Annotated in this window: 16 protein-coding genes; 1 reads left to right on the top strand and 15 read right to left on the bottom strand. The window is 64.1% G+C overall.

Annotated features, from left to right (window positions below):
- Nucleotides 1–43 precede the first annotated feature (43 nt).
- From ftsA to aqpZ, 4 genes are all read right to left on the bottom strand, one after another.
- The gene (ftsA, locus tag JVX98_RS08795) at nt 44–1,375 is read right to left on the bottom strand and encodes a cell division protein FtsA (protein ID WP_034792498.1); all 1,332 of its coding nucleotides are present in this window, start codon (nt 1,373–1,375) and stop codon (nt 44–46) included.
- Complete coding sequence (gene ftsQ, locus JVX98_RS08790; RefSeq protein WP_205238340.1) at nt 1,372–2,322, bottom strand: cell division protein FtsQ/DivIB; 951 nt, start codon at nt 2,320–2,322, stop codon at nt 1,372–1,374. Before ftsQ ends, ftsA begins: the two co-directional genes overlap by 4 nt.
- Nucleotides 2,310–3,236: a D-alanine--D-alanine ligase gene (locus tag JVX98_RS08785; protein ID WP_043615911.1), complete on the bottom strand. Its 927-nt coding sequence runs from the start codon at nt 3,234–3,236 to the stop codon at nt 2,310–2,312. Before JVX98_RS08785 ends, ftsQ begins: the two co-directional genes overlap by 13 nt.
- A 313-nt stretch (nt 3,237–3,549) precedes the next feature.
- On the bottom strand, nt 3,550–4,236 hold the full coding sequence (gene aqpZ, locus JVX98_RS08780) for an aquaporin Z (protein ID WP_192446739.1): 687 nt from the start codon (nt 4,234–4,236) through the stop codon (nt 3,550–3,552).
- A 323-nt stretch (nt 4,237–4,559) separates the two neighbouring features.
- Here aqpZ and JVX98_RS08775 point away from each other — a divergent pair, with 323 nt between their 5' ends.
- The gene (locus JVX98_RS08775; protein WP_192446740.1) at nt 4,560–5,870 is read left to right on the top strand and encodes an MFS transporter; all 1,311 of its coding nucleotides are present in this window, start codon (nt 4,560–4,562) and stop codon (nt 5,868–5,870) included.
- Nucleotides 5,871–6,037: 167 nt separating this feature from the next.
- On the opposite strand, the gene JVX98_RS08770 is transcribed toward JVX98_RS08775, so the two are convergent.
- The 11 genes from JVX98_RS08770 to JVX98_RS08720 all read right to left on the bottom strand — a co-directional run bounded on the left by JVX98_RS08770 (nt 6,038) and on the right by JVX98_RS08720 (nt 19,358).
- Nucleotides 6,038–6,595: a hypothetical protein gene (locus JVX98_RS08770; protein WP_205238339.1), complete on the bottom strand. Its 558-nt coding sequence runs from the start codon at nt 6,593–6,595 to the stop codon at nt 6,038–6,040.
- Between the two features lie 150 nt (nt 6,596–6,745).
- Complete coding sequence (gene murB / locus JVX98_RS08765; RefSeq protein ID WP_205238338.1) at nt 6,746–7,720, bottom strand: UDP-N-acetylmuramate dehydrogenase; 975 nt, start codon at nt 7,718–7,720, stop codon at nt 6,746–6,748.
- Between the two features lie 2 nt (nt 7,721–7,722).
- Nucleotides 7,723–9,132 (bottom strand): UDP-N-acetylmuramate--L-alanine ligase, encoded by a 1,410-nt coding sequence (murC, locus tag JVX98_RS08760; RefSeq protein ID WP_205238337.1) that lies wholly within the window; start codon nt 9,130–9,132, stop codon nt 7,723–7,725.
- Nucleotides 9,129–10,253 carry an undecaprenyldiphospho-muramoylpentapeptide beta-N-acetylglucosaminyltransferase gene (murG, locus tag JVX98_RS08755; RefSeq protein WP_205238336.1) on the bottom strand — a complete coding sequence of 375 codons (1,125 nt, stop codon included), beginning with the start codon at nt 10,251–10,253 and terminating at the stop codon, nt 9,129–9,131. The genes murC and murG overlap by 4 nt, the downstream gene beginning before the upstream one ends.
- A gap of 3 nt (nt 10,254–10,256) precedes the next feature.
- Nucleotides 10,257–11,411 carry a putative lipid II flippase FtsW gene (gene ftsW, locus JVX98_RS08750; RefSeq protein ID WP_192446744.1) on the bottom strand — a complete coding sequence of 385 codons (1,155 nt, stop codon included), beginning with the start codon at nt 11,409–11,411 and terminating at the stop codon, nt 10,257–10,259.
- A 96-nt stretch (nt 11,412–11,507) separates the two neighbouring features.
- A complete protein-coding gene (gene murD, locus JVX98_RS08745; RefSeq protein WP_205238335.1) occupies nt 11,508–12,899 on the bottom strand; it encodes a UDP-N-acetylmuramoyl-L-alanine--D-glutamate ligase in 1,392 nt (463 codons plus the stop codon).
- Nucleotides 12,900–12,906: 7 nt separating this feature from the next.
- On the bottom strand, nt 12,907–14,007 hold the full coding sequence (gene mraY, locus JVX98_RS08740) for a phospho-N-acetylmuramoyl-pentapeptide-transferase (protein WP_043615886.1): 1,101 nt from the start codon (nt 14,005–14,007) through the stop codon (nt 12,907–12,909).
- A 233-nt stretch (nt 14,008–14,240) separates the two neighbouring features.
- Nucleotides 14,241–15,695 (bottom strand): UDP-N-acetylmuramoylalanyl-D-glutamyl-2,6-diaminopimelate--D-alanyl-D-alanine ligase, encoded by a 1,455-nt coding sequence (locus JVX98_RS08735; RefSeq protein WP_205238334.1) that lies wholly within the window; start codon nt 15,693–15,695, stop codon nt 14,241–14,243.
- Between the two features lies 1 nt (nt 15,696).
- Nucleotides 15,697–17,160, bottom strand: coding sequence for a UDP-N-acetylmuramoyl-L-alanyl-D-glutamate--2,6-diaminopimelate ligase (locus JVX98_RS08730; protein ID WP_205238333.1), 1,464 nt, complete (start codon nt 17,158–17,160; stop codon nt 15,697–15,699).
- A 66-nt stretch (nt 17,161–17,226) separates the two neighbouring features.
- Nucleotides 17,227–18,975: a penicillin-binding protein 2 gene (locus tag JVX98_RS08725; protein ID WP_192446748.1), complete on the bottom strand. Its 1,749-nt coding sequence runs from the start codon at nt 18,973–18,975 to the stop codon at nt 17,227–17,229.
- A complete protein-coding gene (locus tag JVX98_RS08720; RefSeq protein ID WP_043615877.1) occupies nt 18,975–19,358 on the bottom strand; it encodes a hypothetical protein in 384 nt (127 codons plus the stop codon). Before JVX98_RS08720 ends, JVX98_RS08725 begins: the two co-directional genes overlap by 1 nt.
- Nucleotides 19,359–19,364 lie beyond the last annotated feature (6 nt).

The following is a 19,364-nucleotide window of genomic DNA, read 5'->3' as shown; positions in this document are numbered from 1 at the left end:
TTTGTCTTCACAGGCCCCGTCCCTGTTCGGAGCCAGCCGTCACTCAAAAGCTTTCTTTCAGCCACTGGCCCATGCGGGCGATGCGGCCGTTGCCGGCGCCGAGCGCCGAGAACATGCCGCCGTGGGAGGCATGGGTCTCGAGGTCGGCGACCTGCGGATAGATCATCAGGCCGACCGCCGTGGAGAAGGCCGGACCCTTGGCAGCGGCCGGCAGCCCGGAAACCCCGAGCGGACGACCGATGCGAACATTGCGGGCGAGGATGCGGCGGGCCGCTTCCGGCAGGCCGGTCAGCTGGCTGGCGCCGCCCGTCAGAACGATGCGCTTGCCGACGATCGGGCTGAAGCCCGAGCGCTGGATGCGATCGCGGATGAGTTCCAGCGTCTCTTCGATGCGGGCGCGCACGATGCGCGACACGAGGGCGCGCGGCACATGCGTCGGCTGATCGCGGTCGTCCTCGCCGATCGGCGGAACCGAAACGATATCGCGCTCGTCGGCGCTGTTGGGCAGGGCCGAGCCATGCACGACCTTCAGCCGTTCGGCATCCTCGATGCGGGTCGAAAGACCACGCGCCAGATCCGTCGTCACGTGATGGCCGCCGAGGCTGACAGCGTCGGCGTGAACCAGCTTGCCTTCGGCAAAGACCGAGATCGTCGTCGTGCCGCCACCCATGTCGATCGCCGCACAGCCGAGCTCGACCTCGTCGTCGACGAGTGCTGCAAGACCGCTGGCATAGGGGGTGGCAACCATGCCCTCGACCGAAAGGTGAGCGCGGTTGACGCAGAGTTCGAGGTTCTTCAGCGCTGCCCGTTCGGCCGTCAGCACATGCATGTCGACGCCGAGAACGTCGCCGAACATGGCCAGCGGATCGCGGATGCCGCGCTCGCCATCGAGCGAGAAGCCTGTCGGGAGCGAGTGAAGGATGGCGCGGTCGGAGCGCAGCGACTGCTGGCCGGCAGCCGACAGAACCTTGCGCAGATCGTTGGCGTCGACTTCCTGGCCGCCGAGATCGATCGTCGCGGTGTAGACGTCGCTCTGCAGCCGGCCGGCCGAAACGTTGACGATCAGGCTGTCGATGGTGAGGCCGGCCATGCGCTCGGCCGCGTCGACGGCGAGCCGGACGACGCTCTCGACCGCATCGAGATCGGCGACGACGCCGTTCTTGACGCCGCGGGATTTCTGGTGGCCGATGCCGATGATTTCGACGCTATGCGTACGGTTGGGCAGGATCTGGCTTTCGGCGCGCGGCGTCAGCCGGCCGATCATGCAGACCACCTTGGTCGAACCGATATCCAGCACCGAGACGACATGAGACCGCTTCGAGGAAAGCGGCTTCAGGCGCGGCAGGCCAAAGCTGGAGGAACCGAACAGACTCATATGCGGCCTTCTTTCTTCTTTTCGGTCTCCTGCGCCTTCAGCATCTTGTCCCTCGCCTTCAAGGCAACTTCGCGCCGGGTCACTGCGTCCGGCGTCAACTGAACTGTTGTTCTGTCTTCAAGCCTCAGATCCACGGCAGCGATGTCGCGCTCGAGGAGCTGGTGCTGGCTTTCCATGTCGGAGAGCACCTTCATCGCCCGGGCGACGTCGTGCTCCGGCAGCTTGACGACGATGCCGTTGTCGAGGCGCAGGTCCCAGCGGCGGCCGGCCACGCGAACGAAGGCCTTCACCCGCGAGCGGATCTCCGGCCAGCGGGAAAACTCGTCGTAGAAATCTGCGGCCGCCGTTTCGGCGTCACGACCGACGAAGAGCGGCAGCGCCGCAAACTTGTTGTCGCGCAAGGGCGCGATCACGCTGCCGCTGCGCTCGATCAGCGAAAGGTCGGAACCGTGCTGCCAGATGCCGAAAGCCTTGCGCTCGGTGAGGCTGACCTCGATGGTGCCGGGATAGATCTTGCGAACGGTAACGCCCTGCACCCAGGGCATTTCCGCAATCAGCTTGCGCGCCTCGGCGATATCGAGCGCCACCAGCGACGTCGTGCCGTCGAGGCCGAGCTGCTGGAGAATGTCGATTTCCGAGGTCTGGTCGTTGCCTGAAACCTTGACGTCTTCGATCGCAAAGCCTGCGGCCGTGGTCGAGGCCTGTGCGAAATTCTGCGTGTGGCCGCCGAGCGACATGCCGTAAAAGCCGGTTGCCGCGAAGAAGGCGATTGCCGACAGCGTGCCGGTATGAGCGGGAAAACGAACGCGGCCAGCACCGAGGCTGACGAAGAAGCGCACGACACGACGAAGCGGACGCGGCAGTACGCGCGCGCCGTCCACATCGGCGGCGGCGGCGCCATCGAGGTGACGAACCCTCTTGCCCCTTTTGCCCCTCAACGCAAACACGACGCGTCCTCCACCATCCAACTCAAAAACTCACCGAAGCTGTAGCCGGCATGCGCGGCCATCTCGGGCACCAGGGAGGTCGGAGTCATGCCGGGCTGGGTGTTGATCTCCAGCCAGATCAGCTCGCCCTCAGCGGAGGAACTGTCATCGAAACGAAAGTCGGATCGGCTGACGCCCCGGCAACCGATTGCCTGATGCGCCTTCAGAGCGAGTGTTTGTATTTTTTGGTAAATATTTGGTGAAATCTGTGCCGGAATGACGTGGCGCGAACCACCTTTTACGTATTTGGAATCATAATCGTAGAAGGCGTGGCCCTGCGGGATGATTTCGGTGACGCCAAGCGCCTTGTCGCCCATGACACCACAGGTCAGTTCACGGCCGGCGACATAACGCTCGACCATGATTCGGTCGCCGTAGCGCCACTCGCTCGAGGTTACCACCTGCGGCGGATGCGACTGATCTTCCTTGACGATCACGACGCCGAAGCTCGAGCCTTCGGACACCGGCTTGACGACGTAAGGCGGCTTCATCGGATGCTTCGGACCGAAGGCATGGCGGTCCATGACCTGCGCATCGGCGACCGGAATACCGGAAGCAGCCGCTACGTGCTTCGCCTGCGCCTTGTCCATCGCGAGCGCCGAGGCAAGCACGCCGGAATGGGTGTAGGGGATCTCGAGATATTCGAGGATGCCCTGGATCGTGCCGTCCTCGCCGAACGGACCGTGAAGAGCGTTGAAGGCAACGTCGGGGCGCAGCGCGGCCAGCGTCTCTGCAACCTTGCGGTCGACGTCGATGCGGGTGACGCGATAGCCGGCAGCCTCCAGGGCATCCGCACAGGCAGCCCCGGACGACAGGCTAACCGGTCGCTCCGAAGAAAATCCGCCCATCAGGACAGCCACATGCTTGCCGTTCATTCAAACCCCCAGACAATACGCCACTATCGCAAGGTTTCCTTGCGTCTGGCTGGCTCCCGCCCTCGCGAGTCAGCTGTGCCATTGGGGTCACTAGAACGTCATTAAGGTTAACGAACCGTTTACTTTCGTTAACCCCAGTCAGGAAATGAAACGCCACCTGCAGGCGCAGGCGCATGTGGAAACAAGGCATTTTAGCGAGAGATCAAAGGGTTGCGGAGCAATCTTGAATCTAATGCATAAACAGAAGAAAAAAATGAAAAAACCCGCCGCATCGAGGGCGGCGGGTCCATGCGTGACGGTATCCTGACCTTGATCAGTCGTCGTCGCCGACGATCTTCCAGACGATGCCGGCGATCGCCGCACCGACGATCGGCGCCACCCAGAACAGCCACAGTTGCGACAGCGCCCAGTCACCGACAAAGAGCGCCTGCCCTGTCGAGCGGGCCGGATTGACCGAGGTGTTCGTCACCGGGATCGAGACGAGATGGATCAGGGTCAGCGCCAGCCCGATGGCGATGGGCGCGAAGCCCGCCGGCACCCGGCCATGGGTGGAGCCGAGAATGATGAACAGGAAGAAGAAGGTCAGCACCACTTCGGCCACCAGCGCCGCCGTCAGCGAATAGCCGCCGGGTGAATGCTCGCCATAGCCGTTGGCAGCAAAGCCGCCGAGCTGGAAATCGCCCTTGCCGCTGGCGATCACATAGAGGACGGCGGCAGCCGCAATCGCGCCCAGCACCTGGGCGATGACATAGCCGACAAGGTTCGACGCCGGGAACTTGCCCGCGACCGTCAGGCCGACGGAAACGGCCGGGTTGAAGTGACCGCCGGAAATACCGCCGACCGCATAGGCCATGGTCAGGACGGTGAGACCGAAAGCGAGGGAGACGCCCAGATAACCAATACCGACGCCGGGAAGAGCAGCAGCCAGCACCGCGCTGCCGCAACCGCCAAAAACGAGCCAAAATGTACCGAGAAATTCTGCTGAAAGCTTTTTGAACATGCATTCGCTCCTGAAAAACGAAGCCGATCGCTTCAGTTGCCCACAGTTTGCCACAATTTGATTCCCGTCAATCCGGGCTGTCGAGCCGCACCACGCGCCCGCAAAGCGTGAGCTTTAGCCGGCAGCAGGCCGGTTGGGCGCAACCGGAAAGCCAGCTCCGTGCGGCCGGCCCTGGGCCGCGCCGCGGCAGAAGATTGCTGCGCATGGCGGTGATATCGTTCGCACTTCTTACGGTATCAGGGTTTCGCCATGCCGAAACTTGCGTTAAGAGGCCCTCACCCGCCTCCCAAGACGGTATGAAATCCACATCAGGAATTATGATAATGACAGACGCGACAACCTCCCTGTCGCCGAAGGACAATGCGTCAAAGCACGCGGCAGTGAACTCCCCTGCCCGGGTGCTGTTCGCAAGCCTCGTCGGCACGACCATCGAATTCTTCGACTTCTACGTTTACGCCACCGCCGCCGTACTGGTGTTCCCGCACCTGTTCTTCCCGGCCGCCGATCCGACCTCGGCAATGCTGCAATCCTTTGCGACCTTCTCGATCGCCTTCTTCGCCCGCCCCTTCGGCGCCGTGATCTTCGGCCATTTCGGCGACAAGGTCGGCCGCAAGGCGACCCTGGTGGCCGCGCTCATGACCATGGGCATCTCCACGGTCGTCATCGGCCTTCTGCCGACCTATGCGTCGATCGGCGTCGCAGCCCCGCTCTTGCTCGCCCTTTGCCGCTTCGGACAAGGCCTCGGGCTTGGCGGCGAATGGGGCGGCGCCGTGCTGCTCGCCACCGAGAACGCGCCGGAGGGCAAGCGCAGCTGGTACGCCATGTTCCCGCAGCTCGGCGCACCGATCGGCTTCATCCTGTCGGCCGGCACCTTCCTCATCCTCGGCGAAGTCATGAGCAACGAAGCCTTCCTCGCCTGGGGCTGGCGCGTGCCGTTCATCGCCAGCATCCTGCTGGTTGCCGTCGGCCTTTATGTCCGCCTGAAGATCACCGAAACGCCGGAGTTCCAGAAGGCCGTCGACAAGCACGAGCGCGTGCAGGTGCCGATCATGGAGATCTTCCGCTTCCACAAGCGCAGCCTGGTGCTCGGCACTTTCGTTGCGCTTGCGACCTTCGTGCTGTTCTACCTGATGACCGTCTTCTCGCTCTCCTGGGGCACGGCGAAGCTCGGCTATTCGCGTGAGCAGTTCCTGGTCGTGCAGATGACTGGCGTCGTCTTCTTCGGCCTGATGATCCCGGTTGCCGGTATCCTGTCGGACCGCTTCGGCCGTCGCCTGATCCTGATCATCACCACCATCGGCATCGGCGTCTTCGGCCTGTTCATGGCGCCGCTCCTGGCGGGCGGCATCGGCGGTGCGTTCCTGTTCTCGATCATCGGCCTCGGCCTCATGGGCCTCACCTACGGCCCGATCGGCGCAGCACTCGCCGCCCCCTTCCCGACCTCGGTGCGCTACACTGGCGCCTCGATGACCTTCAACCTCGCCGGCATATTCGGCGCGTCGCTGGCGCCCTACATCGCCACCTGGCTCGCCACCAACTACAGCCTGGATTACGTCGGCTACTACCTGCTCGCCGCCGCCGCCATCACGCTTCTGTGCCTGGTGCTGTCGACGGAAGACGAGGTTTCGGCCTGATCACGACTGGCCGCGCCTAGCGCGGCCGATCACAACCAAGAAGGGCCGCAGCGGCAACGCTGCGGCCCTTTCGCTTAGCGGGTGCTGTTTGCGAAGCCTCCGAAGCCAAACCGATGACGATCGCAGCAGGCAATGGCCCGGCGCCAGCAAAGCGCGGATGGCTCGGTTCACTCCATGAGGTCCGGATCGTCGGCGCAGTCGCCGGTCATGGCGCAGCTAGAGCCGACCTGCCGCGTGGACTTGGGAAGACGCGCAATCAACTCGCAGCGATGCATCGATTCCGCAAGAATATTGTCGACCTCCGTGCCGTCGATCATGACAACGCCGTTTCGGATGGCTGGGTGAGTGCCGTTCGCGATCGTCATCGCGACGATGCGGATGGCAGCGTTGGCGTAGTGGCACGGCCCCATTGAGAGTGCGATCTGCTGCCAATCGGGCGTCGCGTTCGCTTGCTCCGGCTGCTCATAGAACTTTGCCAGGATGTCGAGGAAATCGCCATCTTTCATCCGGATCTGTTCGGCCAGCTTCGCAAGCTCGATCTGGTCGCCTGATTTTACGAGATCGGCAACCCTGGCTTCGAGACGCTGGGCGTCAGCACCGTCACCGAGCGAGGCGACGGCGGCTTGCAGACGCACCTCATCCATAGCCTTGACGGGCGCAAAGAACGCAAGATTGGCCAATAGGGCTGAAACGGCGAGCAACCTCGCATACGATAGTCTTTGCAAGCAACGCACTCGAGCTTTCTCCTCGACCGTGATTGAGCAGGCGACCCGGCACTCTGCAAAGGCGCTGGCAGCCGCTTGCCGCCCGCCGGAAGAACAAGAGGCCGCAGCGCTTCCGCCACGGCCTTTCAGATTACGTCTCGCAACCCAGCCTTAAGCGATGCCGCGGCCGAGGAATTCCTTGATCTCGTAGCCCGGCATGAAGGTGCCGATGCGCTTGATTTCCCATTCGAGCCGGACGCCCGAATGTTCGAGCACGCGCTGGCGAACGGTTTCGCCGAGATATTCGAGCTCGTAACCGGTCGCCTGGCCGGTGTTGATCATGAAGTTGCAGTGAAGCGGCGACATCTGCGCGCTGCCGATCATCATGCCGCGGCAGCCGGCCTCGTCGATCAGCTTCCAGGCCGAATGGCCCTCGGGGTTCTTGAAGGTCGAGCCGCCCGTCTTCTCGCGGATCGGCTGCACGGTTTCGCGATGCTGGCGCACGGCGTCCATGTCGGTGCGGATCTTGTTCTTGTCCTCGGCATAGCCTTCGAAAACCGCATGGGTGAAGATCAGGTCCTTGGCTGCCGCGGAATGGCGATAGGCGTAGCCCATGTCTTCATTCGACAGCACATGCTGGTTGCCTTGGCGGTCGACCGCATGGACCTCGACGACCCGCTCGCGGGTCTCCGCGCCATTGGCGCCGGCGTTCATGCGCAGCGCGCCGCCGAGCGAGCCGGGAATGCCGTAGTAGAAGTAGAAGCCGCCGATGCCGTGATCGAGCGCCATCGCCGCGATGTTCTTGTCCGGGCAGATCGCGCCCGCCTTGATGCGGTTTTCGCCGACGAGTTCCAGATCGCCAAACCCCTTGGCCGACAGCCGGATGACGACGCCGGGAATGCCGCCGTCGCGCACGAGAAGATTCGAGCCGACGCCGACAACCATGACAGGCACTTCAGCCGGCACCAGCTTCAGGAAGGTGATGAGATCGTCCGTGTCGTGCGGCTGGAACATGAGCTCGGCAAGACCGCCGGCGCGGAACCAGGTGACACGATCCATCGGCGCATCCGGCGTGATGCGGCCGCGCACGGCGCTGACGCCACTTCCGAGCGATTCCAGTAGTTTCTGACCGTTGACCTGTTTCATGCTCAATTTCCTGAAATATCCGCGAGTTCCTTAGGCAAGGCAGCCGCCCAGTAGGTGATGCTGCCAGCGCCCAAGAGAACCACAAAATCGCCGGGCTGTGCAATCTTGCTGACAACCGGCGCGATTGCTTCCGGACCGGAAACAAAACGGGCGTCGCGGTGGCCGCCTGCCTTGATGCGATCGACCAGTTCTTCCGCCGTAGCCCCCTGGATCGGCTCTTCACCCGCCGCATAGACCGGTGCGATCAGGATCGTGTCGGCATCGTTGAAGCAGGCGGAGAATTCCTGGAACAGGCTCGAAAGGCGCGAGTAGCGGTGCGGCTGGTGCACGGCGATGATGCGGCCCTGGCAGGCCTCGCGCGCAGCGCGCAGCACTGCCTTGATCTCGACCGGATGGTGGCCGTAGTCGTCATAGACGCGCACGCCGTTCGTCTCGCCGGTCAGCGTGAAGCGGCGCTTCACACCGCTGAAGGAGGCGAGCCCCTTGGCGATCGCTTCCGGGCTGACGCCGAGGCGCTGCGCAACGGCGATCGCTGCGGTGGCGTTCGACACGTTGTGGCGTCCGGGCATCGGCAGGCGCAGGTCCTTCATCGGGATCACCTGGCCGGTGCGGCGGCGGCGGATCTCTATGTCGAAGACGGAGGTGGCGCCGTCCATGCGGATGTTGTGGAAGCGCACGTCGGCCTGCGGGTTCTCGCCGTAGGTGACGACCTTGCGGTCCTCGATCTTGCCGACCATGGTCTGCACTTCCGGATGGTCAAGGCAGAGCACCCCGAAACCGTAGAAGGGCACGTTCTCGACGAATTGGCGGAAGGCCGCGCGCACGGCGTCGAAATTGCCGTAGTGGTCGAGATGTTCCGGGTCGATATTGGTGACGATGGCAACGTCGGCAGGCAGCTTCAGGAAGGTGCCGTCGGATTCGTCGGCCTCAACCACCATCCACTCGCCCTCGCCCATGCGGGCGTTGGTGCCATAGGCATTGATGATGCCGCCGTTGATGACGGTCGGGTCGAGCCCGCCGGCTTCCAGCAATGCTGCGACCATCGAGGTCGTCGTCGTCTTGCCATGCGTGCCGCCGATCGCGATCGCATTGCGGAAGCGCATGAGCTCGGCCAGCATCTCGGCGCGGCGCACGACGGGCAGGAACTTTTCGCGCGCGGCGATCAGTTCCGGATTGTCCTTCTTGATCGCGGTCGAAACGACGATCACCTCGGCATCGCCGAGGTTCTCGGCCTTGTGGCCGACGAAGACTTCGATGCCCTTGGCGCGCAGGCGCTGCACATTGGCGCTGTCGGACTGGTCGGAACCCTGAACCTTGTGTCCGAGGTTATGCAGCACCTCGGCGATGCCGCTCATGCCGATGCCGCCGATACCGATGAAATGGACCAGCCCGATGGTTTTCGGCATTTTCATGAGCGTGTTTCCCTGAATTTCTCGACTGTCAAACCGCTGGCAATAGCCTCTACGAGGGATGCAAGCAAGCTTGCAGCGTCCGGCTTGCCGGTTTCCCGGGCATTTGCCGCCATCTCGGCGAGCGATTGCGGCTTGCCGATCGCATCGTTGAGGATGCCGGCAAGACGGTCGGCCGTGAGTTCGCCTTGGGCGATCACGCGCGCGCCGCCCTTGGCGGCAAGCGCTGCCGCATTGGCCGCCTGGTCGTGGTCGAGCGCATAGGGATAGGGCACCAGGATCGCCGGCCGGCCGATGACCGCAAGCTCGGAAACCGTCGAGGCACCGGAGCGGCAGATGACGAGCTGGGCGCCGGCGATGCGCTCGGCCATGTCGGTAAAGAAGGACGAGACTTCGGCCGGTACGCCGAGCTTCTCATAGGTGGCGATCACGCCGTCCTTGTCTTCCGGCCTGGCCTGCTGCGTGACCTTGAAGCGCTGGCGAACCTCGTCGTCGAGACGGCAGATCGCCTGTGGGACCGCCTTGGAGAAAAACTGCGCACCCTGGCTGCCGCCGAAGACGACGAGATGAAACGGCGCGCCGCCGACGGCCGACGCATAGGGTGTCTTGGCCGCGGCAAGCACCGCCGGGCGTACCGGGTTGCCGGTCGTCACGGTTTTCGCGGCAAAGGCGCCCGTGCCCTCGGGCAGGAAGCCGCCGGCGATCGCCTTGACGCGCGAGGCCAGCGCCTTGTTGGCGCGGCCCATGACCGCATTCTGCTCGTGGATGATCGACGGCACGCCCATGCCGGTGGCGGCAAGCAGCGGCGGCACGGTCGGATAACCGCCGAAACCGACAACGGCCTTGGGCTTCAGCCGGGCAATCAGCTTGCGCGCGGCGCGCATGCCCGCCCACAGCGTCCAGAGCGATTTGACGACGGTCACCGGGTTCTTCGAGCCGATCGTCGCCGAGGGCACGACATGCACCTCGTCGGCCGGGAACTTGCCGGCGTAACGCTCGGCGCGGCTGTCGGTGACCAGATGCACCGAATAGCCCATGGCCTTCAGCTCATGAGCCAGCGCTTCTGCCGGAAAGAGATGGCCGCCGGTACCGCCGGCGGCAAGCAGGATGATGCCTTTAGTCATATTTTACTCCGCCGGCACACCGATGCCGGACCGAAACAGGCTGCGCTCCACGGCGCGCTTCTCCGGGCGGTGACGGGTCAAGGCCAGGATGAAGCCGGCAGTGACGCAGATCGCCACCATGGACGAGCCACCATAGGAGATCAGCGGCAGGGTCATGCCCTTGGCCGGAAGCAGTTCGAGGTTCACGCCGATGTTGATCATCGACTGGATGCCGATCTGGAGCACCAGGCCGGCGACGGCGAACCGGTTGAAGTCGTTGCGTTCGCGGAAGGCATGGTTGAGGCCGCGCATCACCAGGAAGGCGAAGATCATGACGATGACCATGCAGAAGACGATGCCGAATTCCTCGGCCGCAACGGAGAAGACGAAGTCGGTGTGGCTGTCCGGAATGATGCGCTTGACGATGCCTTCACCCGGGCCACGGCCGAACCAGTCGCCGCGGATGATCGCCTCGCGGGCCGTGTCCATCTGGAAGGTGTCCCCTTCGCCGGTCAGGAACTTGTCGATACGGGCCGCCACGTGAGGCAGCATCGTATAGGCGACGAAGAAGCCGCCGAGCGCAGCACCCCCAAGCAGGATGATCCAGAGCCAGGGCATGCCGGCCATGAAGAACATGCCGCCCCAGACGGCGGTCGTCAGGATCGTCTGGCCAAGGTCAGGCTGGGCGACAAGCAGGGCCGCGACGATGCCGAAGAGCAGGATGGCGAAGAGATTGCCGGGGATTTCCGGCTGGCGCGCATGCTCCGAGAACAACCAGGCGCAGACGACGACGAAGGCCGGCTTCATGAACTCCGACGGCTGGATCGAAATCCCACCGAACGAAATCCAGCGCATCGAGCCCTTCACTTCCTCGCCGATGAAGAGCACCAGCACCATCATGCCGAGCGAACCGGCAAGAAGCAGGATGGCCGCCCGCCGGACCTGGCGCGGCGAGAGGAAGGAAATGCCGACCATCACCACCAGCGACGGCAGAAGGAAGAGCGCGTGACGCCGGACGAAGTGGAAGCTGTCGAGGCCGATACGCTCGGCAACCGCGGGGCTCGCAGCAAACGACAGCATGAAGCCGACGCCCATCAACAGGATGAAGGTCGCCAGAAAGAACCTGTCGATCGTCCAGAACCAGTCGGCCACGGGGCCACGTTCGGCTCGGCTTACCATCTTGTCAGTCCCCTTCTCCGGCGCCCATCGCGCCCACGTCCGAAATCCCGCACCACCTTCCGCATCGACCGGCACGCCTGCGCGCCGGTCGAGGGATCAAATCAGCATCGTCACGCCTTCGATCGCGCGCACATGGCCGACGAAGGCATCGCCGCGTACCTCGAAGTTCTTATACTGGTCGAAGCTTGCGCAAGCCGGTGACAGCATCACCGCCGAACCGCCCGTCTCGTCGCTGCCGGCATCAGCCGCGGCATGCGCCACTGCCTGCTCCAGCGTGCCCGAGATCTCATAGGGTACCGCATCGCCGAGCGTCGCGGCGAAGGCCGGTGCAGCCTCACCGATCAGATAGGCCTTGGCGATCTTCGGGAAGAAAGGTGAAAGCGTCGTGATGCCCCCTTCCTTCGGCAGGCCGCCGGCAATCCAGTAGATGCGGTCATAACTCGAAAGCGCAGGCGCCGCCGCATCCGCGTTGGTCGCCTTGCTGTCGTTGACGAAAACCACCGCGCCCTTGCGGCCGACCGGCTGCATGCGGTGCTTGAGACCGGGGAAACTCTTCAGGCCCGCGTGGATTTCCGCAGCGCTGACGCCGACCGCAAGGCAGGCGGCAATCGCAGCTGCCGCGTTCTGGGAGTTGTGACCGCCGCGCAGCGTCTGGATACCGTCGAGATCGACGAACAGGCTGGACGTGCCGCCCTCGGCCTTCAGGATGCGCGAGCCCTCGGCATAAAGGCCGCTTGCCAGCACATGGCGGCGCGAAATGCGCACGGTCTTGGTACCGGCGCGCTCGACGCGATCGGCGATCAGCGCCGAAAAACTGTCGTCGACGCCGACGATCGCCGTGCCGCTGCCGGCAACCAGCCGTTCCTTGATGTCGGCGTAATGCTGCATCGTGCCGTGGCGATCGAGATGATCCGGCGTGAGATTGAGCAGAATGCCTGCGGTCGGGTTCAGCGTCGGCGCCAGATCGATCTGGTAGGACGAGCACTCGACCACGTAGAAGCGTCCGGCCTTCGGCGGATCAAGCGTCAGCACCGCGGTGCCGATATTGCCGCCGAGCTGGGTGTCGCGGCCGCTCTCGCGCAGGATATGGGCGATCAGCGCCGTCGTCGTCGACTTGCCGTTGGTGCCGGTAATCGCGATGAAGGGGCAATCGGGCGCATGCGCACGGCGCTCGCGCACGAAAAGTTCGACGTCGCCGATGATCTCGACGCCCGCCGCATGGGCGAGATCCACGGTCCAGTGGGGCTTCGGATGCGTCAGCGGCACGCCGGGCGAAAGCACGAAGGCGGCAAAGGCCGCCCAGTCGACCGTGCGCAGGTCCGCCGTCGGCACGCCTGCGGCAGAAGCCTTGGCGACGCTGTCCGGGTTGTCGTCCCAGGCAGTGACCGCGGCGCCACCGGCAACGAGCGCCTCAGCCGTGGCCAGCCCCGAACCGCCGAGACCAAAGAGAGCGACTTTCCTGCCCTTGAAGGAAGTGACCGGGATCATCGTCCGCTCACCGCAGCTTGAGGGTGGAGAGGCCGACCATCGCCAGGATAACGGCGATGATCCAGAAGCGGATCACGACCTGGCTTTCGGTCCAGCCCTTCTTTTCGAAGTGGTGGTGGATCGGCGCCATCAGGAAGACGCGGCGGCCGGTGCGCTTGAACCAGAAGACCTGAATGATGACCGACAGGGTCTCCATGACGAAGAGGCCGCCGATGATGATCATGACGATCTCGTGCTTGACGGCGACGGCAACGGTGCCGATCAGGCCGCCGAGCGCCAGCGAGCCGGTGTCGCCCATGAAGATGGCGGCCGGCGGTGCGTTGAACCAGAGGAAGCCGAGGCCGGCGCCGATGACGGCGCCGAGGATGACGGCAAGCTCGCCGGTGCCAGGCACGAAATGGATCTGCAGGTAGTTGGCGAAGACGGCGTTACCGGCAAGGTACGCGATCAGGCCGAAGGCGGCAGCGGCGATCATCACAGGCACGATCGCGAGACCGTCGAGACCATCGGTCAGGTTTACGGCATTGCCGGCGCCGACGATGACGAAGCCGCCGAACAGCACGAAGAAATAGCCGAGATTGACGATCAGGTCCTTGAAGAAGGGGAAAGTGACGGAGGAGCCGAAGGTGGAGCCGGACGGGCCGCTCGAGAGCGAGGCCTGCATCATAAAGAACACGGCGATCGCCGCGATCACGAACTCGATGCCGAGGCGCGCCTTGCCGGAAAAGCCCTTGTCCGACTGCTTCGTAACCTTGAGGTAATCATCGTAGAAGCCAATGGCGCCGAAGCCGAGCGTAACGAGCAGCGTCGAGACCACGTAGACGCTGGACAGATCGGCCCACAGCAGCGACGAAACGACGATGCCGGCCAGGATCATCAGGCCGCCCATGGTCGGCGTGCCGGCCTTCTTGAAATGCGTCTGCGGCCCGTCGGCGCGGATCGGCTGGCCCTTGCCCTGGCGGATGCGCAGCGAGGCAATCATCGCAGGCCCGAAGAGGAAGACGATCATGGCCGACGTGAAGAGCGCCGCACCGGTGCGGAACGTGATGTAGCGAAAAAGATTGAAAAACTGAAAGTGGTCCGCCAGTTCCACGAGCCAAATGAGCATAAGGGACCTTTCCCCAAAGGTTTCCTGCACAATGATGCAGCAGTTTAAAGTGTTACAGCGAAGCTTTCCCGCCCCGGGAATAGCGCGGCGCCGTAGTATTTCGAAACACGTCCAACAGAATCATCTGAAAAACGATACGCGCTTGCATGAGAAAGTGTTAGGGCGCGCCGCCTAACCTCAAACTGTATCCACCGCGCCATCATGGGCGGTGCCGCCGGCTCTTTTATTGCCTGCTATCCCTCGGCTTCGGATCCCTCGGCCGCGTATTCCTCGGCTTGCGCCGCCGGATAGGTCTCGATCAGCGCCTGAACGATCTTGGCGCAGCCGGTCCCCTTGGACGACTTGACCATGACGACGTCGCCCGGCGCGACAGCGGCCAGCGCGTAGGCTTTGAGATCCTCGACGCTCTCGCGGTAAACAACCGAAACTTCGGGCGGCAGCGCGTCGCGCAGGTGCGCCATCAGCGGCCCGGCGAGCCACACGTCGGTGATGCCGGCTTCGATGAGCGGACGGGCAAGTCCCGCATGCACCTCGGCCGCGTGTTCGCCCATTTCCAGCATGTCGCCGAGCACGGCAACCCGACGGCCGCCGACCGGCGGCTCGCTGTCGCGCAGCAGCGAAATCGCCGCCCGCATCGAACTCGGATTGGCGTTGTAGCTCTCGTCGATCAGCTTCAGCGTACCGCTGCCGCTGACAAGCGTATGGCGCCGGCCCCTGCCCGTTTCGGCCTGCATGGTTGCGAGCGCCGAAGCCGCATAGTCGAGATCGCCGCCGGCAAGCTTGACCGCTGCCAGAACCGCGACCGCGTTCTCGGCAATGTGACGCCCCGGTGCGCCGATCGCGACTTCGAGCGTGCGACCGCCGATGCCGGCCCAGAGAATGGAGCCCTCCGCACCGCCGCTGAATTCGACCAGCCGGAATTCGGCCTTCGGGTTGGCGCCGAAGGAATGGATATGGCTGACGCCGGCTGCAGCCGCAGCGTCTTCGAGCAGTTTGTACTGCGGGCTGTCGTGAATGATCAGCGCGTGGCCGCCATTGACGACGCCTTCGAAGATCTCGGCCTTCGCTTCGGCGATCTGGTCCAGGCTCTCGAAATTGCCGAGATGGGCGGCGGCGATGCTGGTGACGATGGCCACGTGCGGGCGCACCATGGCGGTCAGCGGCCGGATCTCGCCCGGATGGTTCATGCCGATTTCGAAGACGCCGAAATCGGTCGCCTCGGGCATGCGTGCAAGCGTCAGCGGCACGCCCCAGTGATTGTTGAAGGAGGCGACCGACGCATGCACGCGGCCCTGCGGCTGCAGCACGTGGCGCAGCATCTCCTTGGTGGTCGTCTTGCCGACCGAACCGGTGACGGCTATGATCTTGGCGGCGCTGCGGTCGCGCGCGGCACAGCCGAGCCGGATCATCGCCTCGAGCACGTCGTCGACGACGATCATCGGCGCATTCAGCCGTCCGAGCGCCGGCAACTTGCCTTCGCTGACGACCAGCACCGCTGCGCCGTTGGCGAGCGCGATGCCCGCATAGTCGTGGCCATCCACGCGATCGCCCTTGATCGCGAAGAAAGCTTCGCCCTTGCCGATCGAGCGGCTGTCGATGGAGATCCCCGAGATGCCTTCAGGCAGATTGCCGACCGGCCGGCCATTCATGGCGGCCAGGAGATCGCTGCTTGTCCAGAGCCAGTTCAAATCACAAGCCTCCCAATGCCTTGCGGACCTCCGCATGATCCGAGAAGGGCAGCGTGACGGAGCCGATCGTCTGCCCCTCCTCGTGCCCCTTGCCGGCGACGATCAGCGTGTCGCCGGTCTTCAGCATGCCGACCGCCGTGCGGATCGCCGTGGCGCGGTCGCCGATTTCGATCGCGCCCTTGGCCGCCGCCATGATTTCGGCGCGGATCGCGTCCGGCACTTCCGAGCGCGGATTGTCGTCGGTGACGATCGTCACGTCGGCAAGCCGGGTGGCGATTTCGCCCATGATCGGGCGCTTGCCCTTGTCACGGTCACCGCCGCAGCCGAAGACCACGACGACGCGGCCAGTCGTGAACGGGCGCACCGAGGCGAGCACGTTTTCGAGCGCATCCGGCTTGTGGGCGTAGTCGACATAGGCGAGCGCGCCGTCCCTGGTCTGGCCGACCAGTTCGAGGCGACCGGAGGCACCCTGCAGCTTTTCAAGCGCGGAGAAGGCCGCCTTGGCGCTGATGCCGGTGGACATGGCAAGGCCTGCCGCAACGAGCGCATTGGCGACCTGGAAGTCGCCGGCGAGCGGAATGTGGATTTCGAAGATGTCGTCGCCGACATGCACTTCGGCCGACTGCTTGTGGCGGAAATGTTCGACCCGCTTTAGCGAGATGTAATCGCCCTTGCGGCCAACGGTGCGCACGTCGAGCTTGGCCTTGCGGGCAGCCGCGATCGCCTGGTCCGACCATTGGTCGTCGGCAAAGATCACCGCCGGCGCGCCCTTCGGCAACAGCGCCTCGAACAGCCGCATCTTGGAGGCCATGTAGTGCTCGACCGTCGGGTGGTAGTCCATGTGGTCGCGGCCGAGATTGGTGAAGGCGGCAGCCGCAAGGCGCACGCCGTCGAGCCGGCTCTGGTCGAGACCGTGGCTGGAGGCCTCCATCGCCGCATGGGTGACGCCTGCATCGGCAAGTTCGGCGAGCAGCTTGTGCAGCGACACCGGATCGGGCGTGGTCAGCGAACCGTAGTCGTTACGCCCGGGGGCGACGACGCCGGTCGTGCCGATCATCGCGGCTGCAAGACCGGAATGCGCCCAGATCTGGCGGGTAAACGAGGCGACCGAGGTCTTGCCGGCGGTCCCGGTGACGGCGACCATGGTTTCCGGCTGGCGGCCATAGAAGGCAGCGGCAGCGCGGGCGAGAAAGGCGCGGGGTTCGGAAAGCTTGAGCACGGGCGCCGCCGAGGCGTCGACGTCAGAGCCCGTTTCGGTGACGACGGCGACCGCGCCGCGCTTCAGGGCGTCGGCGACGTAGGTGCTGCCATTGGCCTTGCTGCCGGAAACGGCGACGAAGAGATCCCCTGGCTGAACCTGCCGGCTATCCGCCGTCAGTCCGGCAACGTCAATATCGGCGGCAGCGCCGCTCAATTGCGCCGAAAGTTCCGGGAAGTTCGATCCCGCCAGGTCTTTGATCTTCATGAACGCACGTCTCGCATCGATTTCGATCCGCAAGAATCGCGAATCGTCCGCTTTCTCATTTCATGTCTAATAAGACACAAGCAAGGCAGAACCGTCTTCTCCAAACTTTGGTTCGACACCGAGCAGCGGCGCAGAGCGGCTGATGATGTCGCGAACCATGGGAGCCGCGTTCGAGCCTGCGGTGCGCCCGCCACCTTCGCCGGTCTTCGGCGCGTCGATGAAGGTCAGCACGATGTATTTCGGATTGTCGATCGGGAAGGCCGCGAGGAAGGCGTTGAAGTTCTGGTCGCTGGCATAGCGACCATTGACCACCTTGTCGGCCGTGCCGGTCTTGCCGCCGACGTTGAAGCCCGGAACCAGCGCGCGCTTGCCCGAGCCGGCAATGCCGTTCCAGCGCAGGAGGAAACGCATGTCGTCGCTGGTGCTCTTCTTGACGACGGGCGTGGCGACTGCGTCGGCCTGCTCTTCGGTGCGCGGCAGGAAGGTCGGCTCGATCAGCTTGCCGCCGTTGACGAGTGCAGCCCCCGCGACCGCCGTCTGCAGCGGCGTCGTCGAGACGCCGTGACCGAAGGAAATGGTGACCGAGTTGATCTTCTTCCACTCGCGCGGCTGGCTGGGCGTCTTCACTTCCGGCAGCTCGGTCGGCAGCTTGGAAAGCAGGCCGAGGCGTGTCAGGAATTCCTTGTGCCCGGGAATGCCGACGAGGTCGGCGATCTTCGCCGTGCCGATGTTCGACGAATACTGGAAGATTTCCGGAACGGTCAGAACACGACGCTTGCCGTGGAAGTCCTTGATGGTGAAGCCGCCGATGCGGATCGGCGCCGAGGCGTCGAAGCTGTCGTTGAGCGTCACCTTGCCGGAATCAAGCCCCATGGCGATGGTGAAGGTCTTGAAGGTGGAGCCCATCTCGAACGTGCCGTTCGACATGCGGTTCATCCAGCCCTCTTCCGCCCCTTCGGCCGGCTTGTTCGGGTCGTAGTCGGGAACCGACGCCATGGCCAGCACTTCGCCGGTGTGCACGTCGAGCACGACGGCGCCGGCAGCGAGCGCCTGGTAGTTCTTCATGCCGGCATCGATCACGTCGCGCACGATGTTCTGGACGCGCACGTCGATCGAGAGTTTCACCGGCTCGAGCTTGGCGTCGCTGGTCATGCCGATCGCGGCAAGGTCGGCCAGCCCCTGGCTGTCGATGTAGCGCTCCATGCCGGCAACGCCGCGGTTGTCGATGTTGACGTGGCCGAGGATATGCGCAGCGGTGTGGCCGCCGGGATAGAAGCGGCGCTTTTCCGGACGGAAGCCGACGCCGGGAATGCCGAGCGCCAGGATCTCCGACTGCTGCTTCGGGGTCAGTTGGCGACGCAGCCATTGAAAGCGCGATTTCGACTTCAGCTTGTTGTAGATTTCGCGGGTATTGATATCCGGCAACACCGTCGCCAGCCGCTCCACCGCCTCGTCGGCATCGACGATCTTGTGCGGCTCGGCGTAAAGCGAAACCGTGCGGATGTCGGTTGCGAGGATCTCGCCGTTGCGGTCGAGAATGTCGGGGCGCGACGCCATCAGGTTGTCGGCGCGGCCGATGCTCGACACCGTCTCGGGCGCCGCCATGCCGTATTGCACCAGGCGGCCGCCGATGACGGCATAGACGATGCCGAAGCTGCAGATCACGATGGCGACCCGGTTCTTCGCCTGGTTCGTGGTCTTCTTGCGTGTCCCCTGGAAGGTGACGTTGACGCCGCTTTCGGCCGGTCGGTTGTTGCCGCCCGCCGAGAAGTGCGCCTTGCTTTTCAACACCATGATGCGGGAGAGAAACGACATCAGCGCGCCACCGAGCCAGTTGCGATCTTATCGGTCTTTTCGATGATGGCAGCGATGCCATCCTTGGCCGACTTGTCCTCGGGCACGGGCAGATCGGCCTTCATCATCGGCAGTTCCTGCGGCTGGGCGAGCTGCGTCGAGGGGGTCGGCACGAGCTGCAGGTCGGCTCCGAAGGCGCCGACGAGGCGCTCAAGCCGGTTCGGCTGGGTCAGAAGCGCCCAGTCGGCCCGAAGCAGGTCGATCGTGTCTTCCTCGAGCTTGATCGCCACGTCGAGCCTGCGGACTTCCTCAAGCTTGTTTTCGGCGCGATGCTTGATCGTATAGGTCACCGTGGCCGCGGCCGTCATGACGACGATCAGAACGATATCGAACGTTCGAAGCATGTCTTG

Origin of the sequence: Ensifer sp. PDNC004 (genome assembly GCF_016919405.1) — a bacterium.
Lineage (GTDB): Bacteria > Pseudomonadota > Alphaproteobacteria > Rhizobiales > Rhizobiaceae > Ensifer.
Note: the sequence above shows the minus strand (reverse complement) of the source record. Positions and strands in the feature narration are given on the sequence as shown.